At 32.9% G+C, this 16,831-nt stretch carries 18 protein-coding genes and 3 pseudogenes; 5 read left to right on the top strand and 16 right to left on the bottom strand.

Annotated features, from left to right (window positions below; genetic code table 11):
- Position 1 precedes the first annotated feature (1 nt).
- Together rpiA and ACVWY7_RS11255 are read left to right on the top strand one after the other, a co-directional pair.
- Positions 2-664 carry a ribose 5-phosphate isomerase A gene (rpiA, locus tag ACVWY7_RS11260; protein ID WP_000364536.1) on the top strand — a complete coding sequence of 221 codons (663 nt, stop codon included), beginning with the start codon at positions 2-4 and terminating at the stop codon, positions 662-664.
- A gap of 107 nt (positions 665-771) precedes the next feature.
- Positions 772-1,206 carry a GNAT family N-acetyltransferase gene (locus ACVWY7_RS11255; RefSeq protein WP_000555719.1) on the top strand — a complete coding sequence of 145 codons (435 nt, stop codon included), beginning with the start codon at positions 772-774 and terminating at the stop codon, positions 1,204-1,206.
- A gap of 130 nt (positions 1,207-1,336) precedes the next feature.
- Here ACVWY7_RS11255 and ACVWY7_RS11250 read toward each other — a convergent pair whose 3' ends face one another.
- The 7 genes from ACVWY7_RS11250 to ACVWY7_RS11220 form a co-directional block, all read right to left on the bottom strand.
- Positions 1,337-2,704 carry a lytic polysaccharide monooxygenase gene (locus ACVWY7_RS11250; protein WP_073523694.1) on the bottom strand — a complete coding sequence of 456 codons (1,368 nt, stop codon included), beginning with the start codon at positions 2,702-2,704 and terminating at the stop codon, positions 1,337-1,339.
- Between the two features lie 437 nt (positions 2,705-3,141).
- On the bottom strand, positions 3,142-3,660 hold the full coding sequence (locus ACVWY7_RS11245) for a DNA topology modulation protein (protein WP_000720566.1): 519 nt from the start codon (positions 3,658-3,660) through the stop codon (positions 3,142-3,144).
- Entirely contained in the window at positions 3,657-4,586 is a 930-nt protein-coding gene (locus tag ACVWY7_RS11240; RefSeq protein ID WP_456523799.1) for a phosphotransferase enzyme family protein, read from the bottom strand. Before ACVWY7_RS11240 ends, ACVWY7_RS11245 begins: the two co-directional genes overlap by 4 nt.
- A 15-nt stretch (positions 4,587-4,601) precedes the next feature.
- Positions 4,602-4,997 carry a ribosomal maturation YjgA family protein gene (locus ACVWY7_RS11235; protein ID WP_001093445.1) on the bottom strand — a complete coding sequence of 132 codons (396 nt, stop codon included), beginning with the start codon at positions 4,995-4,997 and terminating at the stop codon, positions 4,602-4,604.
- A gap of 65 nt (positions 4,998-5,062) precedes the next feature.
- Positions 5,063-5,191 carry a hypothetical protein gene (locus ACVWY7_RS11230; RefSeq protein WP_000655491.1) on the bottom strand — a complete coding sequence of 43 codons (129 nt, stop codon included), beginning with the start codon at positions 5,189-5,191 and terminating at the stop codon, positions 5,063-5,065.
- Positions 5,192-5,212: 21 nt separating this feature from the next.
- Positions 5,213-5,566: an MmcQ/YjbR family DNA-binding protein gene (locus tag ACVWY7_RS11225; protein WP_000994638.1), complete on the bottom strand. Its 354-nt coding sequence runs from the start codon at positions 5,564-5,566 to the stop codon at positions 5,213-5,215.
- Positions 5,567-5,578: 12 nt separating this feature from the next.
- Positions 5,579-5,983, bottom strand: a complete 405-nt coding sequence (locus ACVWY7_RS11220) for a GNAT family N-acetyltransferase (protein WP_000288937.1) — start codon at positions 5,981-5,983, stop codon at positions 5,579-5,581.
- A 247-nt stretch (positions 5,984-6,230) separates the two neighbouring features.
- On the opposite strand from ACVWY7_RS11220, the gene ACVWY7_RS11215 reads away from it, so the two are divergent.
- Positions 6,231-7,616: an S-layer homology domain-containing protein gene (locus ACVWY7_RS11215; protein ID WP_073523690.1), complete on the top strand. Its 1,386-nt coding sequence runs from the start codon at positions 6,231-6,233 to the stop codon at positions 7,614-7,616.
- Positions 7,617-7,618: 2 nt separating this feature from the next.
- On the top strand, positions 7,619-7,831 hold the full coding sequence (locus ACVWY7_RS11210) for a DUF3006 domain-containing protein (protein WP_000820168.1): 213 nt from the start codon (positions 7,619-7,621) through the stop codon (positions 7,829-7,831).
- A gap of 65 nt (positions 7,832-7,896) precedes the next feature.
- Here the strand turns inward: ACVWY7_RS11210 and ACVWY7_RS11205 are convergent, their stop codons facing one another.
- The 8 genes and pseudogenes from ACVWY7_RS11205 to ACVWY7_RS11170 all read right to left on the bottom strand — a co-directional run bounded on the left by ACVWY7_RS11205 (position 7,897) and on the right by ACVWY7_RS11170 (position 14,615).
- Positions 7,897-8,703, bottom strand: a complete 807-nt coding sequence (locus tag ACVWY7_RS11205; protein WP_000540634.1) for a GH25 family lysozyme — start codon at positions 8,701-8,703, stop codon at positions 7,897-7,899.
- Positions 8,704-8,909: 206 nt separating this feature from the next.
- Positions 8,910-9,325: pseudogene (locus ACVWY7_RS11200) on the bottom strand (GNAT family N-acetyltransferase).
- A gap of 26 nt (positions 9,326-9,351) precedes the next feature.
- A pseudogene (locus tag ACVWY7_RS11195) lies at positions 9,352-9,713 on the bottom strand (hypothetical protein).
- Positions 9,714-10,089: 376 nt separating this feature from the next.
- Positions 10,090-10,602 (bottom strand): GNAT family N-acetyltransferase, encoded by a 513-nt coding sequence (locus ACVWY7_RS11190; protein ID WP_000617506.1) that lies wholly within the window; start codon positions 10,600-10,602, stop codon positions 10,090-10,092.
- A gap of 34 nt (positions 10,603-10,636) precedes the next feature.
- Complete coding sequence (locus ACVWY7_RS11185; RefSeq protein ID WP_001048860.1) at positions 10,637-11,647, bottom strand: HAAS signaling domain-containing protein; 1,011 nt, start codon at positions 11,645-11,647, stop codon at positions 10,637-10,639.
- Positions 11,634-11,981 (bottom strand): PadR family transcriptional regulator, encoded by a 348-nt coding sequence (locus ACVWY7_RS11180; protein ID WP_000339344.1) that lies wholly within the window; start codon positions 11,979-11,981, stop codon positions 11,634-11,636. Before ACVWY7_RS11180 ends, ACVWY7_RS11185 begins: the two co-directional genes overlap by 14 nt.
- Before the next feature lie 169 nt (positions 11,982-12,150).
- Complete coding sequence (locus tag ACVWY7_RS11175) at positions 12,151-12,483, bottom strand: DUF952 domain-containing protein (protein ID WP_000629066.1); 333 nt, start codon at positions 12,481-12,483, stop codon at positions 12,151-12,153.
- Positions 12,484-12,545: 62 nt separating this feature from the next.
- Positions 12,546-14,615, bottom strand: coding sequence for a HelD family protein (locus tag ACVWY7_RS11170; protein WP_456523798.1), 2,070 nt, complete (start codon positions 14,613-14,615; stop codon positions 12,546-12,548).
- Between the two features lie 364 nt (positions 14,616-14,979).
- Between ACVWY7_RS11170 and ACVWY7_RS11165 the strand changes: the two genes are divergently transcribed.
- Entirely contained in the window at positions 14,980-15,846 is an 867-nt protein-coding gene (locus ACVWY7_RS11165) for a CPBP family glutamic-type intramembrane protease (RefSeq protein ID WP_073523686.1), read from the top strand.
- 22 nt (positions 15,847-15,868) lie between these two features.
- Here the strand turns inward: ACVWY7_RS11165 and ACVWY7_RS11160 are convergent.
- Positions 15,869-16,612: pseudogene (locus ACVWY7_RS11160) on the bottom strand (class I SAM-dependent methyltransferase).
- Between the last annotated feature and the right edge of the window lie 219 nt (positions 16,613-16,831).

The following is a 16,831-nucleotide window of genomic DNA, read 5'->3' as shown; positions in this document are numbered from 1 at the left end:
GATGGATTTAAAACAGATAGCTGGTGAATATGCTGCAACCTTCGTAAAAGATGGTATGAAGATTGGTCTTGGTACAGGATCAACCGCATACTGGACGATACAAAAATTAGGTCAACGTGTAAAAGAGGGATTATCAATTCAAGCTGTCCCGACATCAAAGGAAACGGAAGCATTGGCACAGCAGCTAAATATTCCGTTGATTTCGTTAAACGACGTACAAAGTCTTGATCTTACAATTGATGGAGCTGATGAAATTGATTCTAATTTACAGCTTATTAAAGGAGGCGGTGGTGCATTACTTCGCGAGAAAATTGTAGCCTCCTCCTCGAAAGAACTTATCATTATCGTTGATGAATCAAAAGTTGTGACACGTTTAGGGACTTTTCCATTACCTATTGAAATCATACCTTTTGCATGGAAACAAACCGAAAGTAAAATTCAATCTTTAGGATGTCAAACAACGTTACGCTTAAAAAATAATGAAACGTTTATAACCGATAATAATAACATGATTATCGATTGTATATTCCCTAATCATATACCTACTCCTTCCGATTTACACAAACGATTAAAAATGATTACTGGTGTAGTTGAAACCGGATTGTTTGTTAATATGACTAGTAAGGCGATTATTGGAACAAAAAACGGGATACAGGAATTATAATGAATGCTGACTCTTACAGTCAGCTTTTTTATATTTTCTCGTTATTACGTAACATTATGATATACTATGAAAACAAAAGCACATCACACTAGAAAGGATTGAACAATTTGCACTCCAAACTCATAACAGAACTTACAGATTTAGAAACTGCCTTTCATATTCGAAAAGAAGTATTTGTAAAAGAACAAAATGTCCCACTTGAAGATGAATTCGATATGTTTGATGAAATCGGGGAGAAATGTAAACATATTTTAGTTTATTATAACAATCTTCCTGTTGGTACAGGTCGCATACGATTTGTTGATGGAACTGGAAAATTAGAACGTATTTGTATTTTAAAAGACTATCGTAAATACGGTTTAGGAAAAGTAATTATTCAAACATTAGAAGAAATTGCCCGCAACAAAGTTGCTACAAAAGTAAAACTACACGGTCAAACACAGGCTGAAGGATTTTATAAAAAACTAGGTTATCAAACCTCTTCTGATGTATTTATGGAAGATGGCATTCCGCATATACTTATGACAAAAATGTTATCATAATAAAAAAGGCAGTATATGAAACTACTTTATGTATTCATATACTGCCCTTTTTTATTTGTAGAAAAATGAATTCTCAAGATGTCCTTTTGCATCAAAGCCCATTATCTCTTAGTTCATACCAAGGTAAAGCTTACACTGTTTTCCATAATGATAAGGCATAAATCCAGTTTGGATCCCCATTTCCTTTATAACTTTGGACTGCTTCATATACTTTTCCCTCGTGTAGAACTCTATCTCCCTTTTCATATGCTTTCTTTGCATCCCACTCTCCATATGAAGCGCTTTCAGTTTTTGTAGTAATTGTGAATATATCACTCTGTATAGATTCATTTCCAGCTACATCAATAGCTTTCACTACATATTTATAAGTAGTATTAGAGAGTAAATATTTATCCATATAAGAAGTCGTATTGGATGTTGCAATCTTTTTCATCGATCCTTCTGTTTCTCTATAAATATCGTAATGGTCTATACCAATATTATCGTCAGAAGGACTCCACATTAGATCCACACTTGACGCTGTCGTTCCCATACTATGTAATCCTTTTGGTTGTGTTGGTGCTTCTGTATCAGGAGCCTCAACTGTTGTTTTCACTGTAAGCGTTGCACTTTCTTTCGATACATTTCCAGCTGCGTCAATTGCTTTTACAGTATAAGAGTATTCTGTACTTGGTTGTAATTTTTTATCAATAAAATGAGGTCCTGTTACTGTATCAATCATCTCTCCGTTACGGAAGATTTGATACCCTTTTACCCCTACATTATCCGTAGAAGCGTTCCATGCTAGTTCTATACTATTCGCTGTTACTTTTTGTGCCTGAATTCTATTTGGAATGCTTGGAGCTTCTGTGTCTGGTTTTACGTCATTGATGAGATTAACATCAATTACATTATAGAATGCATTTGCAGTATCAGCTACATCCCATACTGCTAAAATTACATGATATCCACTTCTATCAGTAGGTACATTGATTTTGTGAGTTAAATGATTTGAGGCTGCAGAGCCATCATGTTGTACAGTTCCAATTGGTTCTAAATCTGCTCTTGTGAGCGCTTTATTTGAATCCCATCCTTTTTTAGTAATATAGTAATGCCATTTGCTCGTTAAGTGAGGCGCTGTATACTTCCAAGTAAAAGTATTTTCCCCGCCTGTAATTGTATTTTTAAACCAACGATTTGCTGTTTGTTGATCTAAAATACCACCAAACTTACCACCTGCAGAAGCGATTTGTCCATCAACTGGGCCACCTTGCGGGAATCCTTTTGGTGCTTCTAAGCTTTGCGGTTCATACATAACACTTCTGCAATTTACATTTAGTGCACCATAAGTTGGACTACATAAAGCAGATCGACTGCCAGGTTTTTCAACAAAACCATGCGCATATGTGTTTTGAGGAATAAGTGTCGTGCCAATAATTCCAGCTGTTAATGCAACAGCTCCTAGATTTTTTTTGTTCATTTTCATGTTTTGTAGTTGTTTTAATAATCGATTATTCATGTTCCTGTCCCCTTTTTGTTATAATTTGTAGTGTAATGTGGGCTTCGATGTAAAAGAATAACAAGAGACAATCTTGTAACGATGTATGTGTGTGTTATGCATACACCGCAGTGAAAATATATTTCTTTTTATGTGAAACATTTCACTTAATGAATATATCATGACATAGAAATCACCAAAACATGTGCAGAAGTTGTGCAGAAACTGTGAAAGCATTACTAACAGGTAATACTATGGCCAGAATTTATAAAACATGATATTTTATCTTTCAATGTAATTGATTCTCCTCTTCATATAACAAAAAAGTGTCTATATCATTTCATATAGACACCCTTCTCACGTATAATCTTTTATTTATTAATGACCTATAAATGTAAAAATCTCATCAACAGCTTGTTTATATTCACTAGATTTTCAAAATTACTTCATTTTATAATCTAACTATTTACGTTATCGTACTTCTCTAAAAATAGTTTTACTTCATTTGAAGATTTTAAAATAACAACATCTTTATCCTTACTTAATTTATTTAGCCTCTTTAAAATGGAAGGTCGTTTCGTTTTAGGGTATTCCCATATCCATTTGAAAAATTGCAAATCAAATCTTTCTTCACATCCAGCCCCCATATCCGGCCTTGTTTTATTCCTATATTGTACAATCCTTTTAAAAGCACGATAAACACATATTGTTCTATGAATATCAAGAAAGATAATTGTATCAGCTGCCTTCATTCTTATGTCCATTGTCCCGCCATAATTCCCATCAATAATCCACTCATCTTCTTTCACTAATTCATTTTGAACCGTTCTTTGCTCTTCTTTCGAAACACCCTCCCAATTCGGTTTCCAAAATAACGCATCAAGATGATGTACTTTAATATTTAATTTATTTCCTAACTGCCTTGCTAGTGTAGATTTTCCTGAACCACCAGAACCTATTAATATAATTTTTTTCATTTTCTTGCGATCCTTTCTATTGACTCTTCAATAGCCTCTTTATTAACAAAAATCCAAAAAAACATCTCTTCATTTAACTTTAATAAATCTTTTAACTGAACAAAATAAGTAATAAATATAACTTGAATAGAAAGCATAACATACCAAATGGATTGTAGTTCTTCTCTCGTTAAAATGTTTTGTTTATTATATCCTTCAAAGATTGTGCTGATAATATGTTGCCACTTCCCTCTTAATACTTCATCACTATATAACTCACTCAAAATACTCGTACAGCAATAGCATAAATCGAATACTCTTACATTACTTTCTAATAGTTCAAAATCTATAAAACCTTGAAATTCATTATCTTTAAAGATTACATTTGATAAGTGCATATCGCGATGAATAATTTGTTTTCGTAATGGGTGAACTGTTTCCTTGAAATCTATATGTATTTGATTCATTTTTCGAATTACATCCTGATGAACATACTCATTCTTTTCTAAAATAGGTAAAGCCCATCCGTATACTACTTTATACAAATCTCTTTTTACTAACTCGTTATTATTATTCACCGAATTAAGTGCTTGATGTAGATTAGCTATTTCTACTCCAATTGTACTTCCTAGCTCTTTCAAATTTTCCGTATCTTTTATTTCAAGTACACTTCCAGCAACATATTCGTACAAACAATAATACTTCTCTCTATAAAATACATACTTTTCACTATTACTCGTTTCCACTAACTTTTGTACTTTAACCCCTTTTTCATCAAGCTGTTCTAATACATGTATTTCAACTAATAGTTGTTTTATCGATCCCTTTTCCTTCAAAATATAGGATTTATTATTACAATGAATCTTTGTTACGTTTGCTTTTATTTCAGTAGCTGTGACATCTTTATCTTCAAACCAAAAATTCACAATTTCTAATATATCCCCCATAATAAATACCCCCATTTAAAATCGCTTATTCGTCCTTAATATAAACTCAAAAAGAAATCCTACCCCAACACCAATTGTATAAGCAACTAAATCACTCCACAAAAATCCGTACCCTAACACAAGTCCACCTAAAGTCGTTGCACGAATATTATCTATCCATTCCGCATGGTACAATTGGCTCATTTCAATCCCGTAGCAAAATATTAAACTAATAAAAGCTAATTTCTTCGTTTCTATTTTAGGAAATAAAAATCCGAATCCAATAAAAATCATCAATGCCCATAAAGCATCACCTAAATAATCATTTAATAACTCAGGTAACGCGAAAGCAAACTTTCTTGAACTAAGCCCTAAAATAATAACAATGATTGTAAACGTTGCGTATAGTAATCTATTTCGTTTCGTATTCATTTTAAAACTCCTAATTCATCATTTAAAACTGCAAAATAGCTAGTAAAATATAATCATTTTACTAGCTATTTATTAACTGCTTTAACAATAAGAAAGTGTGGATTTTTATTTAAATAGTGATAAGATTTTTCATCTAGATTTTCTTTATATGTACTCGCTAATTTATCATATGTACCTTTAATCGTGTCTTTCAACACACCCACCCCTTATACATATTAATATAATAACTCTTGCTGCTTTTTCTTTGAAAATGACTGCAGAACTAAATCATATGACCAATCAATCATCTTATTAATTTGCACTTGTTCTACATCTTTATGTATATACACTGTATTCCAATGTTTTTTATTCATATGATACCCCGGAATGATTGTTTCTGGATACTCTTCTCTTAATCTTAGCGCAAGTTCTGGATCACATTTCAATGTAATTGCAGCTTTTTCTCCTTCTTCATGATTTACTATTGCAAATATTTTATTATTAAGCCTCATACACGTTGCATTCCAACCATCTGGTGAATCTTCTGTCGCTTTTCTTTTCGATAAACAATATTCTCTTGTTGCATTCATTCTAATTCCCCCTTATTCTTTCACCATTTGATTACGATGCATTACAATTTGTTTCGTCGCTTGAAATTGCTGTTGCCCATAGAAAGTTATAAGTTTCTCTCCGCAAAATAAGCTCACAATATCGATATAAGATATCTCTTCAAGCAACATTGTAAGCATCTTCTCACCAATGCCTTTATTTCTTACACTTTCATGCACAACAACATCTTCTATGTACGCTCGAAAAACACCATCTGAAACAACTCTAGCAAAACCGATTAACTCATTTTCTTTCCATACCCCAATTGCTATACTGTTTTTTAACATTTTTTGAATATCGATTTCTTTTCTTTCTGGCCACCAACCGACAGAATCATAAAGCCTCTTTAATTTTTCTGAACAGATTGGTTTCTCATCTTGTAATTTATACGTGTACATTTTCTTTCTCCCATTTAACATAATATAAATTATTATAAACGATTTTATAAATTTATAATATGGATTTTACAATACAAACAATTCTCTACTACCTTTCCTATCCCCTCTATTAAGTTAGGTTATTTCAAATTAACGAATTTATGGGAATACAAAACAACTAATAAAATATTTACCTATTAAACTTTGAATCACTTGTAAGAAATGGTAAAGTTAATAAGGTAAAAAATACATTAAGTGAGGCGATTTTTTGAAAAAGTTTAGTTTATTATTAACAGCATTTGTCATGATTTTAACATTGTTCATTCCAAATCTTACAAGTGCTAAATCTTTCCCTGATGTCCAATCTAATCATTGGGCAATTAAAGAAATTAACTATTTATCGGATAAAGGTATCATTAATGGTACGCCAGAAGGAACTTTTAAACCGAGTGATCATGTAACTCGTGGACAAATGGCCTTAATGCTAGATTTATCATTAAAATTAGAAAAACCATCTAACTATAATCATATTTTTTCCGATGTAGCCAAAGGTATCTATTACTATGATTCTGTACATAAGTTAGCACATAACAATATTGTACAACGTGAAACAAACTACTTCCCTGACCGCTCATTAACTCGTGCAGAAATGGCAGTAGTACTAGTTAAAACTTTTAATTTGAAACCTACAGGTGCTGACGTCAATTTCCCTGATGTTCCATCTAATCATTGGGGTTACAATTATGTCAAAATTTTAGCTCAAAATAATATTACAGCTGGATTTCCTGATGGTACATTTGGTCCAGACGTAAAAGTAACTCGTGAACAGTTCGCTGCATTCTTAGCAAGAGTATTAGAACCAAATTTCCGTCCAGGTCTTCCTAAGCCTAAAGGAGAGTTAGAAGTCCATTATATAAATGTCGGACAAGGTGATGCTACATTTATTAAATCTCCAAGTGGAGAAACGATCCTTATTGATGGCGGAAATAACGGAAAAGGTAAAGTTGTAGCAAATTATTTAAAAGGATTAGGATTCCAAACTATCGATTATATGATTGCCACTCATCCTGATGCCGATCATGTAGGCGGATTGGATGAAGTACTTTATGCTATGAATGTAAAAAACGTTTACGCACCTAAAGTAAGTCATACGACACAAACGTTTAAAGACTTTTTAACTGCAGTAGCTAACAAAGGATTGACTATTAAAGAAGCGAAATCTGGAGTAACTTTACCAATCAATGGTTTAAACTCACAATTTTTAGCTCCTGTTAAAGAATACGGTAACGATTTAAATGAGTGGAGTGCTGTATTAAAAGTAACACATGGCAGCAAATCTTTCTTATTTACTGGTGATGCTGAATCTAAAAGTGAAAAAGATATGGTTGCAACGTATGGTTCCGGCCTAAAATCCGATGTATTAAAACCTGGCCATCACGGAAGTAAGACATCTTCTTCTCAGCCATTTTTAGATGCAGTGAAACCAAGTATCGCTGTAATCAGTGCAGGTGCAGGTAACCGATATGGCCATCCTACTCAGGAAACTTTAGCAAAGTTAAATGCAATGTCTGTTAAGGTATATAGAACTGATTTAAATGGAACTGTAATTATTAATAGTGATGGTTCTAACATTTCTGTAAGAACGGAGAGATAATTATGAAGAGAGGTATTATTGACCGTTTTGAAGGCAAACTAGCAGTTATTGAAGTGAATAACGTAACAATTGATGTACCTAAATCCAAACTCCCTTCCACTGCAAAAGAGGGTGATGTTCTAATAATAGAGGATGATACGTATACAATTGATAAGGACGAAACAGCTAAAAGAAGACGTGAAATACAAAATTTAATGAATAAGCTATTTGAATAGTAAAAAAGAGCCCTCCACAACTGGACGGCTCTTTTTTGTACAAATGGTAGCTAGTTATTTTTTTATTATTTAACTTCATACCACCAACCTTTTCGATCAAGCCAACTTTTCAGTGCGTTTAATTGCGTATCACTAGTCGGTTCAGTAACAAAATATGTTAAACCATCCGATTGTAAAATGAAGGTAGCAGTCATTTTTAAAGAAGTTAACGCTCCCATAACATCTGGTGTTTCATAAGGTGAAAAAGCTCCAGATTGGATAATATTTTGTTTAGAAACTTGTGCTTGTATGTTTTCTTGTTTTGGTACTGATTCAGTAAACCAAGAAAGTGGCTTATTTCCTATCAATTGGTTTAAATCACATTTCCCGATACCTGGTACATTACCTGTCTCAGTGTATTGCCAAATATCACAAGGATATGCTGGTTTATTACCACCATATCTAGGGATCCATACAAAGTCACTTTTTACGTTCGCCATACCGAAAGGCCCATACATATGATGACCAACATATAATCCAACTTTCTTAGCACCTAGTCGGCGTAATTCATCAATAAAAGCTTGTGTACCGGCTCTCATGTCATCCATTGTTTTCACTTCGACATCAGCCACCCACACCGTAGCGCTCTTATCACCGCGATTCCAGAAATCTTGCGCTTCCTTCTTCGCATCAGCAATTGAAATAAAACGACAAAATGCATAGTTACCAAAAGGAATATTTCTTGTTTTCATTGCTTGAACATAACTTTTATATAAAGGATCTATATAATTTGATCCATCCTGTACCCTGGCAATAACGAAATCTAATTGAGGAGCTGCTACATCCCAGTTAATGTTACCGTTCCATTTCGAAATATCTACAATATAACCCATAACTTAACACCTCCTTTATCACTATTATATTCAGTGCTCGTCTTATTGCTCATGCCCTTCTAAAAATTCAATACTCTTTGTTAGTACGTATAGTAAATACGGCCACTGTCTTCTAAAAAGATAATAGCTCATTTTCAATAAAAAAGAAAAAGCATCACCTTGTTAGTGATACTTTTAAAATCTATTTTTCTTCTAGAATACTATGACTATAATCTCTTCTCTAAAAAATGTTGGCTATGTCCTTTAGGATGATCTTCAACAACACCATATTCTCGGTAGCCGTGCTTTTTATAAAATTCTGGTGCTTGAAAACTAAATGAATCTAATAATATTAATCTACAACCTTTTTCCTTCGCAATGTCTTCAATTTTATGTAATAGTTGACTACCATAACCATCATGACGAACTGATTCATCAACCCATAAAAAATCTATATGAAGATGATAAAAATACATTGTTCCTGTTACTCCGCCGAAGATTCTCCCATTCTCATCTTTCACTACAAAACTTACTTGTTCCATCGCTGTTTTGCTTCATCTGTTAAAATAGACATGTTATATTGAATGACCTTATTTTTTATGTATTCTCCTTCAGCGCGAGTACCATTCTCTATGTGTTTCATATATTCCTTCCTTTCAGCTTATTAAGCTACCTTTCATTTTTACTTTTTCTCTTTAAAATACTAATAAATACGAATCCACCATAAGTAACAAAGCATGAAAAACCAATTATCCCTGGCACAGAAACATAGCCTACTCTATATAACTTATAACCGCAAAAGAAGCGATAGACAGTAAAATAGATGACCAAAATAAAAGAGCTGTTTTGCTTCGTCTCTCTTTCTTCTCAGAAACACGTGTACCAAAAAGTAATACAATACAAATGAGGATCACTGCAAAATAAATAGTATCTAATGACAAATTGTGATTGTATAGTGCGATACCCACTTCAAGAGCAATAATGGTTACAATTAAAATAATAATTGTTGATGCCTTTAAGTTTCTTTTCAATCGCTCACTCCTAGCATACTTTCACTATATTCTTTGTATAGGTACTTCAAAGCTACTGCAAAAGCTTCATCTACCTCTTTATTTTCACGTCGATTAGGTAAATCTTTTCCCCCAACAACATAAAGAAACGGGAATTTGTTAAATATTCCTAACGATTGCTTTTTGTAGAATAAATAGCTACCCCAACATGATCAGATTGTATCTCTTTCATTTTTTGAATGACAGTTTCCATTTTCATTCCTCATTTCATATCGTTTTATCACCTTTAATCATTCAATATAGAATGTAAAAACCCCTTTTTTGCAGATTAAATAGGCTTTTACAATAAGAAAAAGGTAGCATGAATTACTCCTTGCTACCTAAAAGATAAAAACCTTCATTCTTCTAAAGGATTTTTAGGGCCATTAAGCTCCAATTGATAAAAAGCTAAATCTAGCCATTTATTAAACTTATAACCAGCCTTTTTAATCGTCCCTGCATGAACAAATCCATAGTTTTCATGTAAAGCAATACTTTTCTCATTTTCCGCATCAATTCCAGCAATTAAAGTCATATATTCTCTTTCCCATGCAATGGCTATCAGTTCTTTCATTAAAGATGTCCCAATTCCTCTATTTCTATATTCCTTATTAACGTATACAGAATGTTCAATTGAATATTTATAGGCAGGCCAAGCTCTAAATGGGCCAAATGTCGCAAATCCTACTATTTTATTATCTAGTTCGTTTACTAAGATTGGATAAGCTTCAGCCTTTTTTTGTCCATACCAATCTATTCTATTTTCAAGGGTTACGGGTTTATACGTATATACAGCAGTTGTATTCAGTATTGCATCATTATAAATATCTAAAATGTATATTACATCTTTTTCCGTTGCTTCCCTTATCATCGTTTTCTTCCTTTCATATACATTCTCTTTTTAACTACCTATTTGTTACACGAACACTAGCTTTTCGAAAGCCATCATAAATGTTTAATGCAGCAGATAAAACGTAAATGAGAATACCCCCACCAATTAGCCACTTTTTAAGTTCTTCCGGAGAAATAGTGAACACATTTGCCACAAACGTAATAAATCCATCGGTAAATATGTGCGGATTTACTACAATTATAATGAATACTATCGTTCCAGCTATTTGAAGAATAGCATTCCCGATTGCCAATCTTTTCGTCCATTGTCCCTGTACTAACTTATAAAGAGATATAGCTATTTCAAGAACAATCATAATCATAACAATTGGCCAATACTGAAGTAACACCTCTTGATTAAACGTTGGCGCGACAAACTTCAATCCATTTTCTGTACCACTGTATACGCCAACGAGATGATTCGCATAAAAGTAAAGTGTACCCCATATTGCTGTCCACATTAATCCTCCAAAAACTTCAAACTTGGAGATTGCTTTTTTCTTCGGAATATGCGAAATGTTTTTCAAATCATCTGGCGTCCACTTTTTTAAACTTGTCGTCAATGGTTCGGTATCTTTGTTTTTATCCGTTCTTTCTAAAATAGCAAATACAAGTGTTAACCAGAAAAATACATGGAGGGCCACTTCAAAAATCCCCCCAATACTTTTACCTATTAATTGTAAAATAACATTTAATACTGCTTGATCACCAGTATAATTTATGAAATTTTCTGCAACCATTGCAATGAGTGCGATAATAGCTGCAATTGGAATGATCATTTTTAATAACGTCAAATATACATCAAAATAACGCGGTCCAATTAAATGCATCGGTCTATCCAAATATCCATTAGCTAATGAAACCGGACTCCCCAATTTTTCAAGAACTCTTTTTTCATCGTCTTCATTATAATTATCAGGCAACATATCCTCAATTGTTGACCGTAGCTCAAGAATAATATCTTCACGATTTTTTTCAGGTAATCTCTTCGCTACTTCCTCGACATAAATATCAATTAAATTCATTCTTGTCCTCCTCCTTTAGTAAGTTATAAAGTTCTTTCGAATCCTTTATCCATTCCTTTTTCAACTGCAGGAATATCTCTAATCCGTATTCACTTAAAACATAATACTTACGAGGCCTACTCTCTGTTTTATCCCAACTACTCGTCACTAGCTCTTGCTTTTCTAACCGGCGAAGCAGCGGATATAAAGTGCTTTGATCGATTGCGATTCCTGATTTCTCTAATAATTGGACAAGTGAATACCCATACTGTGGCGTTCTTAATTGGCTTAAAACCGCTAATGTTAATGTACCTCTTCTTAGTTCAGTAATTAATGAATTTAATAAAGCATCCATGTGTTCACCTCATTTCCATTACTATATGTCATACAGTATGTGTTTTATACTATGTATCGTACAGTATTAGTGTGACAAAAACAACAATATTTTACCAAAAAACGGATAATAAAAAGCACAAACTATATGATTTGTGCTTTTCTAACTAAATTATTTACTTGTAACACGATTACCTTTGTATCTCTGGTAATATAAATTCCCCGGTTTCTTTAGGGAATGGAACAACATCAATAATTGCATCTATATTAATTGCTCCGTAAACATGTGGATACTTTTGACCATTTGAAGCAAGTTCATATTTTACTTCTGCTTTTACAACGGCTGGATTAATTGTAAGTAATAAAACATCTTCTTCATGAACGAAATGTTTTTGAGCAACGTTTAAAGCTTGTTCTAAAAATGAACAGTGGATAAATCTCTCTTCTATTAGTGATTTTTCATTAATTTCTCCAGTTATTTTTGCGATTTCCCAATTTCTCTTTGTTATTACTTTTGTAATCATTATCATGTCCCCTATATTTTTATAAAATAAGATGCTTCTCTATTGAAAAACCATTTGAATTTTTACTTCTTAATTAACGGAGATGCTTCCCCGCTATGGAAAATCCATAAATCATGAAGCGACCTTGTACATCCGACATATAATAGCTTCGCATCGTGTTTCGTATTTTTATAGTGTTCTTCATCGACATCAATGAGTAGAACAGCATCAAATTCTAATCCTTTCGCTAAGTATACAGGTACTACCGAAATACCACCTTCATATTTACTTTGATCTGCTTCAATGACGTTTACAGTCAATCCTGCATTCGTTAATTTCTCATACATATCGCGGCATTCATCGTCTGTTCTTCCGATTACCGCAATTGTTTTCACATCTGCATTTTGTAGCTGTTTTAATGTCTTCAAAATTTCAGTAAACTGATCTTCTGTATGAATTACTTTTACTTCTTCTCCACTACGGAAAACTGGCATTGCAAGCCCTACAGGAATTTCTGCATTTTTTATTATCTCATTTGCGAATTCAATAATTTCTTTTGTAGAACGATAACTTCTCGTCAGTTCATAATAACCGGTTTCTTGGAAGACTTCCTTAAACGCACTCCAATCTTCAATCCCTTGATAGTCATAAATCGCTTGAGATAAATCACCTAATATAGTGAAAGAGTTACCAAGTGTAATTTCTTTTAATACATAAACTTGGAATGGCGAGAAATCTTGCGCTTCATCGATAACGACGTGATGAAACTTTTGTCCAATTTCAATACCTGTGATGCGGTGATGTATGTATATTAAAGCAGGTAAATCTTCTACATACACTTCTTTTTTACGACAATTCTTTTCTGTTTCTTTAACAAGTTCTTCAGGTAATACTTCGAGTATTTCCTTACTTTTTAATATTGAACTATACAGTGAAAGAGCACTCATTTTCGGCCAAAACTTCATATAAGTGTTCAGTCTTTTAGTTGCTTCTTTTTTGAGTAATTTTTTCTCGTTTGTTTCTCCATACTTTTTCAGTTCAATTTCAATCCAGCGTTTCATTCGGCCGACTAGACGTTCTCTTCTTTTCTTTAATGGATAGTGTTTATATTCCACTTGCATCCACTTTTTAATATCTTCCACTGGAATAACAGCTTTATCCCATGCCTCAAAATTACTTGTTGGTACTAGTTCTTTTTCAATTCGAATCATTTGCTCTTCAATAAAGGACTTAAATTCTAGCGTACCTTTCAATTTACCAAGCATAACCTTTCTTTCATCACGATGAATAGAAAATGCTTCTTTCAACTTTTCTTCTGTCTGCTTCAGTTTCACCGAATCATCTAACGTACGTAATGCCCAGTCCGGAAATGTTGTTTGACTAATATTCCCTACACCTAATTCAGGAAGTACACTCGAAATATAGTCTAAAAACAGACTATTCGGAGCGAAAACAATCATTCGCTCCGCTTCTAATTGCTCACGATATTCATAAATTAAAAAAGCAAGGCGATGTAAAGCGATTGTTGTTTTACCGCTTCCTGCAACCCCTTGAATAAGTAATGGTAAGTTTCTTTCCGCACGAATAATATCATTTTGCTCCGATTGTATCGTCGAAACAATATCCTTTAGTTTATTATCTTTATTCTCACCTAATCGATATAGAAGAAAATCATCGGCATGCGAGACATCTTCATTTCCTTTTACATATGTATCAACAACACGTTCTAATTCTCTTTTTCGAATAGAGATGTTTCGCTTTAAATAAACATCACCTTCTACTAATCCGTCTGGTGATTGATAAAACGCTAATTCATCACCGCCGGTAAATGAATAAAACATACTTGCGACAGGTGCCCGCCAATCAATTACAATTGGTTTCATCGTATCTTTATCTGAAACACCTACCTTACCGATGTAGATCGGCATAACTTCTTCCTTACCATCCTCTTGAAAATCTAATCTTCCAAAGTACGGTTCTTGTACACCAATACGTAAATTTTGTCTATTAGACTCCCTCATACTTTCAAGAATTTGCTCTTTAAAATCATCGCCATAATAAACTGGGATTTTTTCAAGCTGTTCTAATTGATCATCCATCGTACGTAATGTATCTTTCATTTTTTGTAACTCTTCTTCAAAAATGTTGTTCATTTGATGATTCCCTCCTGTCCGTTCTAATTTTTCAGTCGAAATATAATTGTATTAAAAATCCAATTATAAAGTCAAGGACTTAATTTGTTTTTTCTGAAAAAACTTACTTTTCACCTTTCTAATATTGAAATTCAAATGATATTTTTACATGATAAGAATATATAACATCTAAATCATACAACTACACATATAATAAAGTGATTTATACAAAAGCTGCTATTTTCTATTGATTAAAAGGACTTTATACTATCTAACTAAGTCCCCCTTACATACTCTCCAGCTTCTTTTCTAGATATCTATTATTTCATTTATAAAATAACTAAAATCACAAAAACAAAAATAAAAGTAAAGGAGTCTATTCAAAATGACTGCTACCAAAAGAAAACCCATTAAGTTACATTTACTTATTTTTGTATTCATTGTATTGGCAAGTGGCTGGATTGGCGTAATTCTAGATTCTTTTCTAACAGATCAGCCTGAAGGGAACTCTTTAGGCATGGGACTGTGGCTAATATTACCTTTTCTCTCATGTATTTTCCTTAGAGTTATTAGCCGAGATTGGAATGATTTTGGTATAAAACTAAATTTGAAGGCAAACTTTAAATGGTACTTCGTTGCGATACTAATTTATCCGTTCGTTACAGTAATAACGATAAGTTTAGCACTTATTTTTGGAGTAGCAAACATAACTAGTTTTGAAATATATTCGTTATTGTCACTCATATTCATGTCTACTATTGGTAACTTTATTAAAAATATTTTTGAGGAGTTTTCATGGCGCGGTTATTTAACTCCTAAGCTCATTGAACTACAGTTAAACGATTGGTTTATTTATATTATTTCTGGTTTAGTTTGGGCTCTTTGGCATGCCGCTTATTATTTAGTCTTTTTACCAAATGAATATTTTGAATCTATTTCAAGGTTACATATGCTTTTATCAGGCTGTATACTTATGGTTTCTTGGTCTATTATGTATGTTGAAATATATAGACTTACAAAGTCAGTATGGCCATGCGTTATCATGCATGCAATTGAAGATGCCGTTCCTACTGTTTTAGTTACAATAACAGGGATCATTACACTTACTAACAGCAGTGATTTTTGGTTAAACCCTATTAGCGGAGTCGTTGCTACTATTATATTTCTTGGAATTGGGATCGTACTAAGATCTATAAGAATTAAAAAAGAACGAAAATTAAATACAAAAAACAGTCAATTATTCACACTATAGAAGCACAAAAAGAGTAAGGAGTTTAATCCTTACTCTTTTTTACTTTTATTCGATATGATAAACATTCATTTAAAGATGCTTGCTCTTTATATTTTCTCTCTTCAAAGTCATACGCTCCTCCTGGGAAAATTCCAACTATACTGAAATGAGCCTCTGCACATAAATTACTAATCTCATCTATCGTATAGCAACGTAAAGATTGTGTCACGATATCATTTGAAGAATCTGTTTCCCACCAGTGGTCCAGCATCCTAGCATTTTCACTATCATATTCATATTTTCGCATTGCAGACTAAATCGGCATTTCTTGTCCATTTGCTTTTTCCCAATATAATGATTGATAAATATCAATAAGTGCACACCCATCATCTTTCAACCAATTATGGATTCGTTTTAATAAAACCAATTGTTCTTCATCTGTCCCTACACCAAATCCATCTAAATAACTAACAACATCAAACTTTTCTTCAAAGTTAATTTTATAAAAATCAGCGCAATGAATCTCAATGTCATTAGTAGAATGTTCTTTTGCAAACATAACTAACTCTGGTACAAGCTCAACAGTAGTCATTTTTACATTCAAATTAGACATCGCTCTTGCAAAACCACCATTTCCAGCTCCTAGTTCTAACATCGTTTGAAATGGATATCCAATTTGTTCTTGTACTTCTTTCGCAACTTCCTGCAACCAATTTTCATTTTTTATATCATAGCTTAGTAATTCAAATTGTTTTTTATAAAATTCTTTTACATTTAATTCGTTCATTATTATTCTCCTCCTGTACGTTATTTTTCTACTACAGGTGGGAAACTAAATTTCTGATACCCATGAAAAATCCTCCTTTCTTTTCTATATTTACAATTTATCAAAATAATAAGAATTTTAAAAGTAGTAGAGTAGAAAACTGAAACAGATTATATTTTCTTTAGGGGTGGCTTTGCCATCCCTTTTCTGTTTCAGTTTCCCCTCATCAAACCGTACGTG

It is taken from the genome of Bacillus sp. TE9106W (assembly GCF_054062215.1).
The sequence above is the reverse complement of the archived record's forward strand: the minus strand, read 5'-3'. Positions and strand labels throughout refer to the sequence as shown.